General features: G+C 34.9%; 19 protein-coding genes. 16 read left to right on the top strand and 3 right to left on the bottom strand.

The genetic code is table 11. From position 1 onward, the window contains the following. Window positions 1-32 precede the first annotated feature (32 nt). A complete protein-coding gene (locus MHI10_RS09565; protein WP_340784962.1) occupies window positions 33-689 on the bottom strand; it encodes a hypothetical protein in 657 nt (218 codons plus the stop codon). A 748-nt stretch (window positions 690-1,437) separates the two neighbouring features. Here MHI10_RS09565 and MHI10_RS09570 point away from each other — a divergent pair. The 14 genes from MHI10_RS09570 (at window position 1,438) to MHI10_RS09635 (ending at window position 11,250) form a co-directional block, all read left to right on the top strand. Beyond that, window positions 1,438-1,740, top strand: coding sequence for a hypothetical protein (locus MHI10_RS09570; RefSeq protein ID WP_340784965.1), 303 nt, complete (start codon window positions 1,438-1,440; stop codon window positions 1,738-1,740). A 1-nt stretch (window position 1,741) separates the two neighbouring features. Continuing rightward, window positions 1,742-1,939: an XtrA/YqaO family protein gene (locus MHI10_RS09575; protein ID WP_340784966.1), complete on the top strand. Its 198-nt coding sequence runs from the start codon at window positions 1,742-1,744 to the stop codon at window positions 1,937-1,939. After that, entirely contained in the window at window positions 1,936-3,048 is a 1,113-nt protein-coding gene (locus MHI10_RS09580; RefSeq protein WP_340784967.1) for a GTP pyrophosphokinase, read from the top strand. The genes MHI10_RS09575 and MHI10_RS09580 overlap by 4 nt, the downstream gene beginning before the upstream one ends. A 138-nt stretch (window positions 3,049-3,186) precedes the next feature. After that, window positions 3,187-3,372 (top strand): hypothetical protein, encoded by a 186-nt coding sequence (locus MHI10_RS09585; protein ID WP_340784968.1) that lies wholly within the window; start codon window positions 3,187-3,189, stop codon window positions 3,370-3,372. Between the two features lie 14 nt (window positions 3,373-3,386). Beyond that, on the top strand, window positions 3,387-3,827 hold the full coding sequence (locus MHI10_RS09590) for an ArpU family phage packaging/lysis transcriptional regulator (RefSeq protein WP_340784970.1): 441 nt from the start codon (window positions 3,387-3,389) through the stop codon (window positions 3,825-3,827). After that, window positions 3,824-4,408, top strand: coding sequence for a site-specific integrase (locus tag MHI10_RS09595; protein WP_340784972.1), 585 nt, complete (start codon window positions 3,824-3,826; stop codon window positions 4,406-4,408). Before MHI10_RS09590 ends, MHI10_RS09595 begins: the two co-directional genes overlap by 4 nt. A 343-nt stretch (window positions 4,409-4,751) precedes the next feature. Then, window positions 4,752-7,151, top strand: a complete 2,400-nt coding sequence (locus MHI10_RS09600) for an HD domain-containing protein (protein ID WP_340784975.1) — start codon at window positions 4,752-4,754, stop codon at window positions 7,149-7,151. A gap of 315 nt (window positions 7,152-7,466) precedes the next feature. Next, entirely contained in the window at window positions 7,467-8,288 is an 822-nt protein-coding gene (locus tag MHI10_RS09605) for a hypothetical protein (RefSeq protein WP_340784976.1), read from the top strand. Beyond that, window positions 8,288-8,503, top strand: a complete 216-nt coding sequence (locus MHI10_RS09610) for an XkdW family protein (RefSeq protein WP_340784977.1) — start codon at window positions 8,288-8,290, stop codon at window positions 8,501-8,503. Before MHI10_RS09605 ends, MHI10_RS09610 begins: the two co-directional genes overlap by 1 nt. Next, a complete protein-coding gene (locus MHI10_RS09615; protein WP_340784978.1) occupies window positions 8,503-8,640 on the top strand; it encodes an XkdX family protein in 138 nt (45 codons plus the stop codon). Before MHI10_RS09610 ends, MHI10_RS09615 begins: the two co-directional genes overlap by 1 nt. Window positions 8,641-8,715: 75 nt before the next feature. Continuing rightward, the gene (locus MHI10_RS09620; RefSeq protein ID WP_340784979.1) at window positions 8,716-9,255 is read left to right on the top strand and encodes a hypothetical protein; all 540 of its coding nucleotides are present in this window, start codon (window positions 8,716-8,718) and stop codon (window positions 9,253-9,255) included. A 74-nt stretch (window positions 9,256-9,329) separates the two neighbouring features. Beyond that, window positions 9,330-9,839, top strand: coding sequence for a phage holin family protein (locus MHI10_RS09625; protein ID WP_340784980.1), 510 nt, complete (start codon window positions 9,330-9,332; stop codon window positions 9,837-9,839). Continuing rightward, complete coding sequence (locus tag MHI10_RS09630) at window positions 9,836-10,903, top strand: glycoside hydrolase family protein (protein WP_340784981.1); 1,068 nt, start codon at window positions 9,836-9,838, stop codon at window positions 10,901-10,903. The genes MHI10_RS09625 and MHI10_RS09630 overlap by 4 nt, the downstream gene beginning before the upstream one ends. A gap of 161 nt (window positions 10,904-11,064) precedes the next feature. Beyond that, entirely contained in the window at window positions 11,065-11,250 is a 186-nt protein-coding gene (locus MHI10_RS09635; RefSeq protein ID WP_340784983.1) for a hypothetical protein, read from the top strand. A 203-nt stretch (window positions 11,251-11,453) separates the two neighbouring features. On the opposite strand, the gene MHI10_RS09640 is transcribed toward MHI10_RS09635, so the two are convergent. Next, window positions 11,454-13,058 (bottom strand): ABC-F family ATP-binding cassette domain-containing protein, encoded by a 1,605-nt coding sequence (locus tag MHI10_RS09640; protein WP_340784985.1) that lies wholly within the window; start codon window positions 13,056-13,058, stop codon window positions 11,454-11,456. Between the two features lie 292 nt (window positions 13,059-13,350). Here MHI10_RS09640 and MHI10_RS09645 point away from each other — a divergent pair, with 292 nt between their 5' ends. Both MHI10_RS09645 and MHI10_RS09650 read left to right on the top strand, forming a co-directional pair. Further along, on the top strand, window positions 13,351-14,538 hold the full coding sequence (locus MHI10_RS09645) for an MFS transporter (RefSeq protein WP_340784988.1): 1,188 nt from the start codon (window positions 13,351-13,353) through the stop codon (window positions 14,536-14,538). 49 nt (window positions 14,539-14,587) lie between these two features. Further along, window positions 14,588-15,775, top strand: a complete 1,188-nt coding sequence (locus MHI10_RS09650) for a hypothetical protein (RefSeq protein ID WP_340784989.1) — start codon at window positions 14,588-14,590, stop codon at window positions 15,773-15,775. A 114-nt stretch (window positions 15,776-15,889) separates the two neighbouring features. Here the strand turns inward: MHI10_RS09650 and MHI10_RS09655 are convergent, their stop codons facing one another. Continuing rightward, window positions 15,890-17,131: an MFS transporter gene (locus MHI10_RS09655; protein ID WP_340784991.1), complete on the bottom strand. Its 1,242-nt coding sequence runs from the start codon at window positions 17,129-17,131 to the stop codon at window positions 15,890-15,892. Window positions 17,132-17,399 lie beyond the last annotated feature (268 nt).

Genomic DNA, 17,399 nt, shown 5'->3' on the forward strand with positions numbered 1-17,399 from the left:
TAAGGATTTTTCTTACAGCACCACCTCTTTTTCTATTGAAATTCAATAGCTGATAGTTTTGACGAAATGAGGTCTGTCGTTCCATCCTCATTCAAAATTTCGAATTCAGTGGCTACTAAGCCAATTCCTACTACAAAAAAGTTCCGCGTTGTTTGATTGTCTTCTTTTTTCATTGTGACAATGACGTGTTCAAAAGCTTTATAAGGTGTTTCATAGGGCATGTTCATTTTTTCGATTATCCAATCATTAAACTTCTGACCAACTTCCAGTGGCGTACCGATGAATGTTGAAATAGCGGGGAGGCCTTTTAATTGCTCAGCAGTTAAGGGTGTATTTTCATTTTCAACTTCTTTTATTACTGTAATACCATGCTCACCAACACGATAATAACGCGTCATGACCGAGCCACCATTGTCTGTGACTTCTCGCACTAAATTACTTGATAGCCAGTTCGTTTTCACTTGATAGCTTGCAAATTCATTACCAGTCCCTTCAAATGTTAAGGTAGAAAGATCTTCATGCATAAATAATTGCATTTCATTCGCATTTTCAAAGGCGCTACTATATTCAGAAGCAACATCCGTATGTGTAATCGTTTCTGTTGTTTCATTACCTGTAGAAAGCGTATTTGCTTGTGTGCAGCCTGTTAAAAGTAAAACGAGTATCAAAAAGGATCCTTTTTTCATCATCCGTCACTCACTTTCATGTTTCATTTGCCGTAGTTTATACTATATGAGCCGATGTATAGTTAATATTCCTCGGAATGTGAAAGTTGAAACAATGGATTGTGAGAAAGTTGTGAGAGGATAAAGGTCGGATGCTTACTAGTTTTCCATATAAAAAAAGGTAAAAACACCTTGGAATTAGGGAAGAATTTGAATGTATGAAAGGTATTTTCAGAGATGTATTTATGAGTGATATTCTTGAATCGGAAAAAGCTATTGAACAAAGAAAAACGATATTAAAGAGAATCGTTCGTTGGTATGTGTGCAGTGTGGTGCTAAGTATTTTTCGAGGTAAAATTGGATTTATATATATGTAAAGAATTGCACTGTGAAATATCTAGAAATAAATGAACACTTTGTTAATTGTGGGGAGGAGCAAGTGAGGTAGAGGAATAAAAAATTGTGCAGGGAGTTGGAAATAAAAATGAACAAGAGAGTATTGTCATCGTTACATATATGTTAGATTCCTCAACTCACGGAAATAGTAGATCTAAAAGGTAACGTGGAAATTCAAATGCAAATTTATGCAGTGGGCAAGCAATTACAGCAGCAGGGTCTCCACGGGATTTAAATATACAAATGTATTTAAGCTTTAAGAAACGGGGGCTTACAGATACACAGGTGACGTTTTCGTGTGGTTAAACGAAGGGCTATGTAAATAGATTCAAACGAGCACATGGTATCACTAAAACTTGGTGGAAGGAACAATTCTATGAATCAACTTAATATTTTTCATGTAATCGGTCTTAATACAGACCCAGTGTACAATTCTATCTGTACAATCCCGAATAATAGCGAAATTCAAATCGATCACAACGTCATTCGTAAAACAGAAAAATATTTCGAAGTAGAAAACGATGACGAACACCTTCTTTTTAGGACGATAGAAGAATGTTATCAATTTGTCAGTGGAATTATCATTCACCCATCAAAAAAGCTAACGGTTGCACCCGTTAGCTTGGATTTAGAACTACCCTTTGATAGCGTCATTAATATTATATCAGAGGGGTGTTAGGATGAGAATGCAAGAATTGAAAATTAATGTCGACGGGAAGCTAATTGCTGATATAATGGAATTGCCTGACAGTTGTGTGATTATATTGTCGCAAGGTAAAGCCAAAGTCGCCGAGCTTCCCGCATTTGCCGAAACCAAAATCGTCACACATCAAGGGCAGGTGAAACGAATTAGATGGGACGAGGGTGAGGAGTTTTGACTAGCAAAGAATCACAACGTTATATAGACGATTTAATTATTTATCAAGCTTTTGAAAAAAAATGCAGAGAACTTATTGCCGAGATTCTAGATGAATTTAAAATAAAGTATCATACCATAACTTCAAGAGTTAAAGATGTCAAAAGTTTAGAAAGTAAGATCAAGGATAAAAAACAAGAATATATCGAAAAAGGTATTGAGAAAGAAATAGAAATTACTGATTTATTAGGTATACGCATTATCACTGAATACGAAGATGTTGTTGATGAGATTGCGGATATTTTGAAACAAGAATTTTCAGTGGATGCAGATAATTGTATAGATAAAAGAAGAAAAAAAGAAGATGAGTTTGGATATTTATCTTTACATTTAGTATTAGAATTAAATCAAGCTAGAGGTAATTTACCTGAATATAGAAGATTTAAAAAATTGAAATTTGAAGTTCAAATTCGCTCATTATTACAACATGCTTGGGCCGTTGTAAGTCATGATTTAAAGTATAAAAATGATAAATCAATGCCAGATAATATACACAGAAAATTAAATCGCCAAGCAAGTATCCTTGAAGAGGTAGATGATAATTTTAAAAGTATACGAAAAATGACAAAAGATTACAAAGAAAATGTTGAAGAAGAGGTAAGAGAAGAAAAATTAAATGAGCTAATTAATGCAATATCATTAACAACTTACCTTAATGAATCTACCATTGTTAAGAAGACGCTTTTAGAAATGATGAAAATTATTAATCCAAATGCTTCTGTAGTATATCCAGCAAATCTTATTCATAATAGTATTGAAAAATTAAATATGTTGGAGATTTTTAACTTACAACAATTAGATGAATTAATAAAAAGGGAAGGTTCTAAAATCCCGAATTTATTTAATAATTGGCTAGATATTGTTGGAAAGAAAGAAATGTATTCGAGTTTAGACGGTTTAACTATGGATACATTTATTTTCTACCTAGTGATTTTAGAAATAATTAAATCCGATGAAATAACCGAAGATATTGTAGATAACTTCTTTGAAGGATTAGTTCCGTTAGAATCAAAGGGTAAAAAACAAATAGTAGAAAATTTAAAAGCTTTGAAGCAAATTTATACACAATAAAATAGTTCTACCAGCCATCTGGAGGACAACAATTGATAGCAGTTTTAGCTGCCGTCATTTGTTGTCCTCTTTTTTTATCTATTTTACAGCAAAGCAATTGAAAGTAGTATTCCAGTTTGGCATAAAGGGGTGGGTACGATGCGCACATTACGGTCAGAAATTGTACGACATGGATTATGTAATAAGGAAAAGAAGGTGGCGACAAAAAGACGTCCACCTCCACCGAAGAAAAAGGAAGTATTGAGCACACGTGAAATTGAAGATTTGATGGGAATGAGGCGGGACACATTCAAAAGAGTGAATGGTGCAATACGCAGACAATAAGGAGTGGGGAATCCATGGAAATGTTAAGAAATATTGATGGAAAAGAAACGCAAAAAGCAATTGAAAAAGTACTTAGACAATATCGTACGTATCAGTTAACAACGCCAGAAGAATTACTACCAACAATCACACCGAGGTACACAATGGAAATGCCATCATTTGGAGGCGGCGTGCAATCGAAAGTAGAAAGCGCGGCGATTAAAAATGTAGAGCACTATAAACAGGCCGAGAAGTTTTTTGCTCGTTTCAATCATGGCTTCTTCAAGTTAACAAAAAAAGAACGTCAATTGATCATCATGGCATTCTTAGAGGAAATACCTAAATTTAATTATGAAATATCTGATGAGTTATCTATCAGTGAGCGCACTTTCTATCGCATGAAAGCACAGGCACTGTATAAACTTGCATTAGCTTTACGTGTAGAAGTGTATGAGGACGAGGTGAAGTCTTCATGAATTTCGTTCAGCCGATACGGGATTTAGAAAAGATTTCAGAAGTTCGATTATTCTTGGCTAATAAAAATAAACGGGATGAATTATTATTCTGCTTTGGTATATTTACCGGTTTGCGGATCAGTGATATCCTGTCTGTTAAAGTGCAAGATGTATTGGGTAAAGACCATTTTTATATCATCGAACAAAAGACCAAAAAAGCAAAGCAACGAAGTAAGAAACACACAGTACGTAAAAGAGTTCCTATTGTTACTAAACTACAAAGGCTAATTAATAATCATTGCGCGGACATGAACCCAACTGACTATCTTTTTAAATCGAGGGAAGGAAAGAATCGCCCAATCACTCGGGTAAGGGCATATGATATTTTAAGAGAGGCAGCACATCATTGTGGCCTGAAAGAGATTGGTACACATACGCTTCGGAAAACATTTGGCTATCTTGTTTACCAAAACGATAAAGATGTAGCATTGCTGCAGGATATTTTTAACCACAGTTCTCAGTACATTACTTTAAAATATATTGGCGTGAACCAAGATGCAATTGAAGAAGCATACAGCGCTTTAAATAATTTGAGGATATAAAATGCGGCAAACAAAAATTAAATACCAATATTTATGAAGCATCTCGCGAAAATACGGGATGCTTTTATTTTGTTGTTTTTCGGAAACGAGCAGGAAATTTATTCGCTTTCACACGTTAATGCACGAATAACATTTACTCAATAAGAACTTGTAAAGCTCATAAATGATATAGGAGTAAAAGTATTGGTATGACAGTGTTTTAAAGGCTGTATGCAGATTAACAGAATATAAGATATGTTAATGTGAAATCTATTTTTAATTTTATTCTTATTAATAAATATCCAAATTTTCACTGGTAGTTTATAATTGAAACATAGTATATAAATTTTGGAGGTAAGCATTAATGAAAGCGATCGAAAGTTCAAAAATATATAATAAATTATTAGAATTATCAAAGGATGATTCAGATGTGAATTCACTTGTTACTATTGTAGAAAATGGAGTTAGTTACGCCTTAGATAGAACAAAAATCATTATTAGATACATGGATGAATATACATTACATGATGAAACACATTTACATAGAGTACTCACTTTAATGGAAAAATTAATTCCTGAATCAACATTAAATAATTTAAAACCTTTAGAGTTGAGTTTATTAATATTAAGTGCTTATTTTCATGATTTAGGTATGGCTCCTATGGAAAAAGAAATTAAAATATATAAAGGATTAATTTCTAAGGAGGAAAAATTAAGTAAAGAAGAAGAAAAAATGTTTGAAGATTTTAATCTTTATTGTGAAGCTAAAGTATCTTTGAAACATAGAATAGATCATGCTTATAAAAATGAAGATAAAGGACTAGCAAGAGTATTAGAAAATCATAGGGTAACGGAGTATATAAGAATTAATCATGGAAAAAAAGTTAAGAACATTATTCAAGAGATAGAAAATAATGAAACTTGGGCAATGGGATTAAAGTATAAAAACTTTGGTTTTGGAAAATATTTATCAAAAATATGTGAAAGTCATAATGAAAATATATTAGAAATAAACAATCCCTTACTAAGTACATCGATACCAGTAGCATCAGATGAGTATTTAAATTCAATATTTATAGCAGTAGTGCTAAGACTGGCGGATATTTTGGATTTTGATGCAGAAAGAACTCCAGATGTTTTATACAATCACCTTGATATACGTAATCCTATAAGTATGCAGGAATGGCAAAAACATCGTTCTATTCAATCTTGGTCTATCAGTAGTGAAAGAATAATGTTTGCAGCTGAATGCGAACATCCTGCAATTGAAAAAACTATTAAAGATTTTTGTAATTATATAGAGGAAGAACTTTATGCATGCAAAATTGTTTTAAATAATATGTACGATAGGCAAAGAGAAGATTTAAAAACTATATATGATATGCCTCTACCATATGAAGTAGAGACAATAGAAGTTAGAGCTAAAGTAGATTACGATGGGAATCCTATATATATATACAAAGATTTAAGTTTTAATTTAGATCAGAATGAGATTATTAAATTATTAATGGGTACAAGTTTATATGGAAACAGTCATGTAGCATTTAGAGAATTACTTCAAAATGCAATAGATGCATGTAGATTTAGAAAAATTTGTAGCGTCGAATGGGGAGATATTGGATATAAATCTATAATAAAAATAAAGACTTTCGAAGATCAAGGTGATTATTATTTTGAAATAACAGATAATGGAATAGGTATGGATGAAGATATTATCCTTAATTATTTTTCAAATGTTGGAAAGTCTTATTATAAATCAGAGGAATTTTTAAAATTTAAGACCAGAGTTAAAAGTAATTTCAAACCAATTTCTAATTTTGGAATTGGATTCCTATCTTGTTTTATGGTGGCCGATCAAATTAAAGTCCAAACTACTAAAATTGTTGATAGATATAAAAGTTCACAAGCATTAGATCTAACTCTAGATAGTTTGTCAGGTTTATTTTATTTTAATAAAGGTACTAGAAATGAAGTTGGGACTAAAGTGATTTTAAAATTAAAGAAAGAACATAAAATAACCAATAATATAGCAGAATTAAAGGGTTATATAGCAAATTTAGTAAGTTTTTCTGATGATATTGAGCTATATTTTAATGAAGAATTAATAGAAACTTCCGAGAAACAATTGATAGAAGACTATGAATGGGGTAGGAAATCTAATATTGGATATTATACTTTAAATATATGTGAATTTGGTATTTCGGGTAAAATTAAGATAGCTTTAATAGAGGTAGATGATCTTTTTTATAATTCAATGATTGTTGATACTAATGAAGTTGAGGGTATAGAATTAAATGAAATGATAAGAATTAGTGATAATTATATAAAACAAGAAACAGATTCTATAGAATTTGATGGTTCTACTAATTCAGGATGGTCATCATTTATTGAAACGGAAGGGAATTTTTATTTAAAAGGCATTTTAGTTGAAGATTCAATATTTAAATCTACAGATCTTTGGAGAAGAAGCTATAATAATTTTAATAAAATAGAATGGCCATTCCCAGTAAATTTCGAATTAAATTATGATGGTGAATATAATTTAAATTTAAATGCTGCTAGAGATAAAATAATTTTGGATGAAGAATGGGATAAATTTAAATATACTTTAACTCAAATTGTTTTGAGAAACTTAGTAAAGCATTTTGATGATGTTGATAAGATAAATTCTTTTAAAAGTGTATATAAGGGTTCAACTGATGAATATAATGAAATATTAGAAGATGTAGTGAATGATAGAAATAAAGAACTAATGCTTGTATAAAGGTAATACTTAATAAATATTTATTAATGGCAGAATTTTGGCAGGAAGTTGGCACACTTTTTCAAAATGAACGTGCTATTATGGTAGTATGCAATAAATATCAAACAACATAATGACAGGCGATGTGGCTCATGCTGCGTCGTCTTTTTTGTTGCGAATTTTATTCTATAAAAAAAATTTAGGTTCTCCTAGAGGCTTTTCGAAAGCCTGCGGGTCTCGCGAGTCCCGGAAACGGTCTAGATATATGCGGGAAAATAGCGTTCCTTCCATCCTAAATGGATTTCAATATTATCTTCAAAGAATCGAGGTGGGGAAATGTCAGATACAGCCAAGACAAAGTTAGATGATAAAACGCCAATACCATTTAACAAACAGCTAAAATTTGTCGGTGGAAAGTTATATGACGGTGCCACGCCTATCACTGGCAATCTAACAGACGGCGTACCACACACTTTGAAAATCTGGGCGCAGGATGGCGATGGTGGTCAATCAGCTATCACAGAGCGCACATTTTATGCCGTGCCAAACCGTCCACCAGTATTAACAGTTGATACAGTGCAGCCAAATGGCATCATTAATACAGACAAATTTACAGTAAGCGGTACGGCAAGTGATCCAGACGGAAACCCAGTCACAGCAGCTTATCGCATTAACGGTGGCAATAGCGTCAACCTACAAATCACAGACGGCAAATGGGCTTTTGACATCGCCCTGGCTCAATTACAAGTCGGTCAAAATACAATCGTTGTCGAGCTAACAGATAGCTATAATTTCAAAGTTTCCAAAACGATTAAATTGAATAAAGCAGAAGTCAAAACGCCTATTTTGGATGCCGTCGCTCGTTATAAAATCGAGCCACCTAAAGGATCTGCAAAAGGCGTTTTATTGTGGATTCAACGTGATGAAGATTTAACTGATTTAAAAGTCCAACTATCCATGACGCTGCAGGGAGAACAAGAAAGCTATGTCACGTTAACACCAACCAATACGGCACCGGTAGATAGCGAAACAGTAGAAGATGAATTCTATTTCGAGGCAGACGAAGCTAAAAATAACATCATTTTAAAATTTTCCACGTCACGTCCAGACAACAATATTGACCATAAAATCCACTTAATTTCGGGGGTGCTTGAGTAATGCGACGACGCAAACGATTACCAGGTGGAGGCTTTGGTGAGCTTGAGAAAATCGGTTCGGTGTTGACCACTGAGGAACAAGTAGATGCCCTTGGGATGCAACTAGCGCAAGAGAAATTTGCAAGTATGCAAAAGGATGTGCTTGTTAACGGGCTAGGTGCACAGGTAGCACAAATGAAGCTAGAAATCATGGCACTTAAAGGAGGTGGGGCATAATGGCATTCTGGAAAATGGCGTACAATCAAAAATGGGTAACTGCTGAACAATTACGTTTGGCGGTAGTAACTGAATCAAATCCGTTTGGTGAAATTTCGGCTGAAGAGTACAAAGAAATTACAAAGCAGGATTTCTAAGGCGCAGTCAATCGACTAGCGTTATATTATTTTCCAATTCTTTCATTTATACTAGTATTGAATGGAGGGGGGAAGATGTTAAAAAGAGTTGAAGAGTTAGAGGTAATTAATAGAGAAATGAAAGAAGAATTGAATCTGTTAAATGAAAAATTAAATATGGTAGATTCTTATTCGCAACATTTTATGTCACAGTCATTAACTCTGATAAGTATTGTTATTGCTATTGCAGGATTAGTAATAGTTGGTGCAGCGTATTTTATGATCAAAAATATGCTTAATACTAAAGTTGATAAAGAGGTAGAAAATATTGTATTGAAGGTCTTGCGTAAATCAAAACCTATTTATTATGCAAACGGTAAAAGCCTACCAAATGAAAAAAATGAAATTATTATTTCAAATGAGATCGAAGGAGTGGATGAGTTACTACCTGATACTTTAATGATGCTCGAAGTAAGTGTAAATAAATTAACGTGGGGACAATTAGGCACTGGTCTATTTTCAAGGTTAATAATAAACGAAAACGGTCAAAGAATAATTGTAATTGACAACTACGTTGAAAATGGAGAAGAGGTTTCTTGGGTATTAGCTTGGGTACGGAAAAATTATCAATATTAGATAAATAAATTACTATTTATGCCTTCCACATAACTCGTGGAGGGCTTTTATTATGCAAAAAAGGAAGGTGTCAAATGAATTACTTACGTGAATACACACAATTGTTAGCAGCACATCCAGCCATTAGCGCAACTGGGTCCATCGCTTTATCCGTAATAAATTTTATGTACGGTACAGGCATCACATTAACCTTTGCGGGTATCTTTGGAGCAATCCTTGCGTTGGATTGGTTATCTGGTCGCGCAGCATCTAAAAGAGACGGAACGATGGCGAGCGAATACGGCATTAATGGCGCTTATCGTTCAGCATTTATGATTGGAATTTTGGCTCTAGCTTATCGCGTAGATATTGCGCTAGGTTTGCCATATGTATTATTTGGTTACTTCCTATTAAATTTCGGTTTACCTACATGGAAGTCAATGACCGCAAATGTCTTTCGTGCGGGTTGGGAAGTATGGATTCCGCAGTCTGTTTTATTACGTGTGGCAGATGAGATTGAGCACAAGACTGCACGTGCCAACAAAAGATTAGCCGAACGCGAGCAATATTTAAACGTCAGAAATGATACAGGTGATGAACAATGAGTAATTTTATTATGCCAGTAGAAAACCCAAAGCTCACAAGTAAGTATGATCCTAAACGTATTCATCCCGTTTTAAAAATCGTTCGCAAGCACGCCGGAGTAGATTTAATCAATACTAAAATCGCAAAAGCACCAATTTTTGCAGCAGCTGCAGGTACTGTACGATTAGTTAAGACGACAAAAGATGGGTACGGCAAACACATTATTATTACCCATCAAATTAATGGGCAAAAATACGAAACGCTCTATGCGCATTTAAATAGTTTCACAGTTAAACAAGGGCAAGCTGTCAAGCAAGGTCAACAAATCGGTGTCATGGGCAATACAGGTATCGGCACCGGGATTCATCTGCACTTTGAAATTCACCGGGGCACTCACATTTTTGATAATTACAAATATCCAAACGCGATTGATCCTTGGCCATTAATTAGCAATACAATGAAGGTTTCAAAAGTTGGACTAGCACTTGTACAAAAGTGGGAAGGTTTTTACGCAAATGCATATTTATGTCCAGCAAATAAATGGACGATTGGGTACGGTACAACAAAGTGGCCAAATGGTAAAGCTGTGAAAAAAGGCGATACAATCACGAAAAAGGAAGCTTTATCATTACTGGAACAACAAGTTAATGAACATGCTACTGCAATGTTTAATTATGTGAAGGTACCTTTAACACAAAATCAATTCGATGCCTTGGCGAGCTTCCATTACAACTTAGGAGCACATATTTTAAGTAAAGATAAGGTACTTGTGAATTATATCAATGCAAAGGATTGGGCGAATACAACGCGAGTTATGCAGCTATATAAAAAAAGCGGTGGGAAGGTGCTTCAAGGTCTAGTAGATCGCCGTAAAGAGGAAGCAGAATTATTCTTAAAATCAATTACAAAGGAAGTGTTAAAATTGAATGAAACAGGCCGTAATGAAATCCGTGATTTGCTAAAAAAGGCACGTAAAGCAGGAATTATCGATGCAACGTTTCACACTGATCAAAAAATTAATGCATACACAGACACAGAACTATTAAGCTATCAAGCCGCTGTGATTAATCGTACTTTTAAATAATTTCAAAGTCCGTCACACTGTACAAAATACAGTTGTGACGGACTTTTTTGCATTTATGGATTACATAATGTTAATAAATTTAAAAATTCTGTATATTTAAAGGGTATTTAGAATCAGAAATAGAATGTTCTAAGTAAGACATTAGAAGGGGGATTATACGAATGAGAAAAACAATCGTTATAGTCGAATTTCATTATAAGTATAAAGAACTTATTGTCGAGGGAACTTCTGCTTTATTTTTTGATGAGGGTGCAACTATACCGATGACCGATACCGAACTTTTACATGAAATCAAGTTACAATATGGATACGACGCCATTAAAATTTTATATAAACAAAAGGCATAAAAACAATAGCCATCCACTAAATTGTGGATGGCTATTGTTTGTTTTTCCCTATTAAAAAATGCACCTGCCATGCAAAATTTTAAATAAAATCTGCCCCAAATCTGCCCCAAAATGAGTGGGGTAGAACGGGTTATTACGGTATAGTGGAAAATTTACCCATTCAACAAAACATTGATATATCAACACTTTGAGAGTTAAAAGGGTTACTTAATTTTCTCTTTATCTTTCCACTCAAGGAATTCATCATACGTTAATTGCTTATCAAGGATTGAACCGTCTTCACGGATTTCAATTACGCGATTCGCAATTGTTTGGATGAATTGGTGGTCATGTGATGTGAATAACATGGCACCTTTGAAGCGGATTAAACCTTCATTTAGCGCTTGGATTGACTCAAGGTCTAAGTGGTTTGTTGGCTCATCTAGTAATAATACGTTGGCGTTGTTTAACATCATTTTTGATAGCATACAACGTACTTTTTCTCCACCTGAAAGAACGCCAGGAGATTTTTTAACTTCTTCACCAGAGAATAGCATACGACCTAGGAAGCCACGTAAGAAGCTTTCTGTTTCGTCTTCAGGTGAGTATGGGCGCAACCATTCTACTAATGATTTTTCGCCGCCACCGAAGTATTGGTCATGATCCATTTCGAAATAGCTTTGAGATGTCGTAACACCCCATTTAAATGTGCCTGCTTCAGCTTCTTTGCTCTCCATTAAAATGTCCATTAACGCAGATTTCGCGATTGGGCTACCTAATAAAATGATTTTGTCTTCTTTGTTCATGTTGAAGCGAATGTCTTTGAATACATTTTGCCCCTCATGAGAAGCTGTTAAACCATCTACTGTTAACACATCATTCCCGATTTCACGACCAATTTGGAAGTTAATGAATGGGTATTTACGGCTTGATGGTTGGATATCATCTAGTTCAATTTTATCTAACATCTTTTTACGAGATGTTGCTTGAGAAGATTTCGATGCGTTTGCAGAGAAACGGGCAACGAATTCTTTTAGCTCTTTAATTTTTTCTTCTTTTTTCGCATTTTGGTCAGCCATTAACTTTTGAGCTAATTGAGAAGACTCATACCAGAAGTCATAGTTACCAACAAACAACTTAATTTTACCGAAGTCTAAGTCCGCAATATGTGTACATACTTTGTTTAAGAAGTGACGGTCATGCGAAACAACGATAACTGTGTTATCAAAGTTCATTAAGAAATCTTCTAGCCATTTGATTGCTTTAATGTCTAAGTGGTTGGTAGGCTCATCCAGTAGTAATACGTCTGGTTTACCGAATAAAGCTTGAGCAAGTAACACTTTAACTTTGTCCGAACCTTCAAGGTCAGCCATCATCATGTAGTGTAACTCATCGCCAATACCTAAACCGCCAAGTAAAGTTGCAGCTTCAGATTCTGCTTCCCAACCGTTTAAGTCTGCGAATTCGCCTTCAAGCTCAGCAGCACGCATGCCATCTTCATCAGAAAAATCTTCTTTTGCATAGATTGCGTCTTTTTCTGCTTTTACTTCCCATAAACGTTTGTTCCCCATTACAACTGTATCTAATACGTTGAACTCATCGTATTCGAAGTGGTTTTGTTTTAGGACAGATAAACGCTCATCTTTACCCATTGATACGTTACCTTCTTGGGCCTCAATATCACCAGATAAAATTTTAATGAAAGTTGATTTACCAGCACCGTTTGCACCAATAAGGCCGTAACAGTTTCCTGGTGTGAATTTAATATTTACATCGTCAAATAATTTGCGGTCGCCGTAACGAAGACCTACACCTGATACTTGAATCATGCAAGTACCTCCTTGAGAATTTAGATTGTTATTTTGTGGTTTGTTAATGATTAAAACCTTTTTACACAATACTTTTAATTATACCACATTGAGTGAGTAAAATTAAGTATAAAGATGAAATCGGATAGAGGGAGGGTAATGCGGATGTAAATGTAATGAATTTTCTTTGATTATGGCAGCAAAATGAAAGGATTTGCATAAAGGAAAGGGGAGCACGTCAATTCCATTGTCACACCTTTTGGAATATGCTTTACTAACATAGAACCGACTAACTAAAAAATGAGGAATTATAATGCAAATAAATCAATCTTGGAAATACGCATTACTAATATTGGCAATCTTCTTCGTTTCGATTAACTTACGACCAGCCATTACTTCTATTGGTCCATTGCTTACAACGATTGGCGGGTCGTTACAAGTATCGAGTACACAAATGAGCTTACTTACTTCAATTCCTGTCTTTTGTATGGGCCTTTTTGCGCCATTAGCTGTACCGCTACAAAAGAAATTCGGCTATCGGAATGCCATTGTCTTTTTCGTTTTTTTAATTGGGATCGCTACATTAGCGCGTATTTATTTCATTAATTATAGCGGTCTACTAATAACAAGTTTTGTTGTAGGCATAGGAATTGCGAATATTAGCCCGATGATGAATGCATTTATTAAGGAAAAATTCCCGACAAAATTTGGGTCCGTTATTGGTGTTTATTCGTTTGCGATGGGTTTTGGTGCAACGATTAGTGCTGGATTTACGGGTATTTTTTATGAGCAATTTCATAGCAATTGGGCATTAGCATTAGGGGTCTGGGGGATATTGGCGTTTGTCGCAATCCTGTGCTGGCTAGTTGCAGTGGGAGGCAATCAAACGGTTGAAGTTGGGCAAAATCAAACAGAAGAAGTTCGCAACCCTTGGAAAAATAAACAGGCTTGGGCGATTTTACTTTATTTTGGCTTACAAACATCATTATTTTTTAGCTTAACGACGTGGTTGGCCTCAATTGCAATGGAGCAGGGCATGACGTTGTTAATTGCGGGATCTGTCTTAACATTAATGTCGGTCGTGCAGCTCGTCGGAAATATTTTTATTCCGGTTGTGATGAATCATTACCCAAACCGTATAAAATGGTTAGCAAGTTTAATCGGAATTGGTTTTATAGCTGCGTTTATTTTCTTTATTGATACCAACTGGGCGATTTGGACGAGCGCGGTTTTATTTGGTGTTGTGCTAAGTGGCTTATTTCCAATTGGCTTAATGCTTCCATTAGATGAGGCAAAAAATAATCAGGAAGCGAATGCTTGGAGCTCAATGGTTTTATCAGGTGGCTTTATGATGGGTGCCATTATACCTTTAGTCATTGGTGTTATTTTTGATATGACGGGTAATCACTTGATGACAAAAGTTGTGATTGTACTGCTATTTATTGCGTTAGCCATTTCGGTATTGATTATGAAAAGTTTAAAAAGAGTACAATATGCGTAAGTAAGGGGATTATAGTTTACATAATACTATTATTGAAAAGGAGATTTGAATGAAGAAATTATTATTGCTCTTTGTGATAGTGTTATTAACAGCCTGCTCAGAGCCAGAAGAAAATCAGTCGGTTGCGCAAATGCTCCCGAGTAAGGAAAAAGAACCGCTACCAACCTATCATTCACAAGTATCTATTTATACGACAAATGGGGCAACAACGGGATTTGTTATTGCTGAGGATGACCGGACGAAATGGATTTTAACGAATGCACGAGATGTTTCCTATCATCCGAATGTGCTGATTCATGATGAGTTGATGCTCATTGGAGAGGTACAAGGCATCGATGTGCAGCATAATTTAGCAATTATTCGTATGCGAAATAGCCATGACTTTAATGTGATGAAGCTAGTAAATACACCAATTGTGGGCGGAGTAAATACAGCAACGAATGAAATGCAGTATTTTATAACGGTTTCAGCGGATGGTAAATCCAATAATATATCAAAAGAAATAATTGAAACGTTGCTAAAACAAACGATTGCTGAGCCATTAAAATGGCAAGAGCGTTTTGAAAAAAATACACAGTTGCAAGCAGAAAAATTAGAAAGTCCAGAAAATTCGATTACAAAATTTTATGAAAAAAATATCTTCACTTATAATCCGGATCAGTTGAAAAACTATGCGATGACGTTTATTGCACAATTGAATACAAGTGTGGAAGCGCAAAATTTCACGAATCTAAAATCCTTTGTTGCGTCAGATGATGTGTTAGAAAACCTGGAATATTTGAAAAAACCGATTGAGAAGTATGAAATAAAGGAGTCCAAGAAGGAAGGGGTCTATTATTTCGTCAATGGAATCGATGAGGAAAAAAAGGAAGTGCGCCTTACGATTATTAAACAGCAAGACCAATTTCAAGTGATTGGCACAAATTTAATTGAAGAATCAAAAATCGAGGATGAAAAAACACCATTAATTACGCTGAATCAAGAGGGAATAGAAAAGCAAAAGACGGTCCTACAACTGTTTTTACGTAACCATTTAACTGCAATTAAATTAAAATCACCTGTAGATCAAACAATATTTTATTTGAAGCATCAGGATAAACAGATCAGCGTAAAAATGGAAGGTACAGAAAAAACATTTGATTGCAATGAGCTTGTCGTAAATGAAGCACAATTGAAGGTTCAATTAGTAGGTTGTTCGGGTGGAGAGCAGGAAAGTTACACGTGGAAATATGAGTGAGAGAGTGAAAACTATGCCATATTTACGGGGCAAACTGACAAATCCTAAAATAGACGGATATATTTGAGCTAGAAGAAAAAGCTGCGCGGCGAACTCAAAATCCGCGCAGCTTTTTTATGATTTCACGACGGATGTAGCGGGTACTTTAATCGTAAATGATGTTGGCAGTAGGAAGCACACAACACTGGCGATAATGCAGAGAATGCCGGCAATTGAAAACGACACGACATACGTATTGTACGTTTCATAAATCCAACCACCGAAAAATGTACCGAATGCTGCACCAATTTGATGCCCGATGAAAAACGCCCATGCATTTAATGGTCCAAGTAATTTTAATCCGTAGTAATCACCTAAAGAGGCGGTCGACATGGCAATGGAACCTGACCAAACGAGTCCGCAGCATAACGCAACGGTAAATAATTGTATGTTCGTTGTGGAAAGGACAAGAAAAATAAAACCTAAACCTCGAACGAAATATACGATAAACAATAAATTTTTGCGCGGGAATCGATCGGCAAGCTGCGCTAAAAATAATGAACCAAATATCGCAACAAAACCAATCATGCCGATTCCAAAGGCAGCTGTTTTCGAATCAAATCCATGACTCATCAGCATAGGTACACCGTGAGACCCAAGTAAGTTCATGCCAAACCCACAGGCAAACAAGCCAATAACAATTTGCCAAAATGGTAGTGTTTTGACGACATCTGTTATCCGAGCACCACTATCGAAGTTAATTTTATTTGCAAGCTTCTGCCCAGGAATTAAGTCTGCACCATCTGGAGCGTTTTCTTTAATAATAAAAAAAGCCATTGGAATGACAAGAACAGCAAACATCGCCGAAATAATGATCAAAGTCATTTTCCATCCGAAATAATCGATTAAAAAGGTGGAAAGGGGTGTCATCACGGCTAATCCAGCCATTCCACCTGTAGAAAGGTAAAATAAAGCTTTACCACGTTGGCGAATAAACCATTTACTAATGAGTGGAGAGAGCGCAATATTGCTTAAACAAGCTAAACCGATGGACATTAAAATGCCGTAATTTAGCATAAACAGCCAGTAGTTTGCAAAGGAAATAGTGCCTAGGACAGATAAAATTAATATCCCTAAACCGAATAATAGCATTCCTTTAGCATTAAATTTCGCATAAAAATAAGCAGCAATCGGCATCCCAATTCCATAGAAAATCATGCCTACTGCAATTACCGTTGAAAGCGCCGTTCGAGAGTAGCCTAACTCCGTCATAATTGGCTCAACGAATGGACCAATGCCCATACGCATCCCCATAGTCAATACGACCATAATCGAACCCGCTAACACCATATACCAGCCAAAATAAATATTTTTCATAACACCCATCCTATCTCTGTCTATTTTTGGATATGTACATGATATACAATTAAACATTTTTGCTAGTAAACTATTGAATTTTCTAGATTAATCACTATTTTAAGTGAAAAGGGGATTATTGTATATATTTTGAACATTAAAATATAATTACATATTATACGACACTAAATATAGAAAATTAAAAAACAAAAAAAAGCCACTAAGAAAAAAGGAATTATCAAATAGTTGTGTAATAAACAAGTAAAGAAGCTTCAATTTTAAAATAAAT

The sequence above is a fragment of the Solibacillus sp. FSL K6-1523 genome (genome assembly GCF_038005225.1).
Lineage (GTDB): Bacteria > Bacillota > Bacilli > Bacillales_A > Planococcaceae > Solibacillus.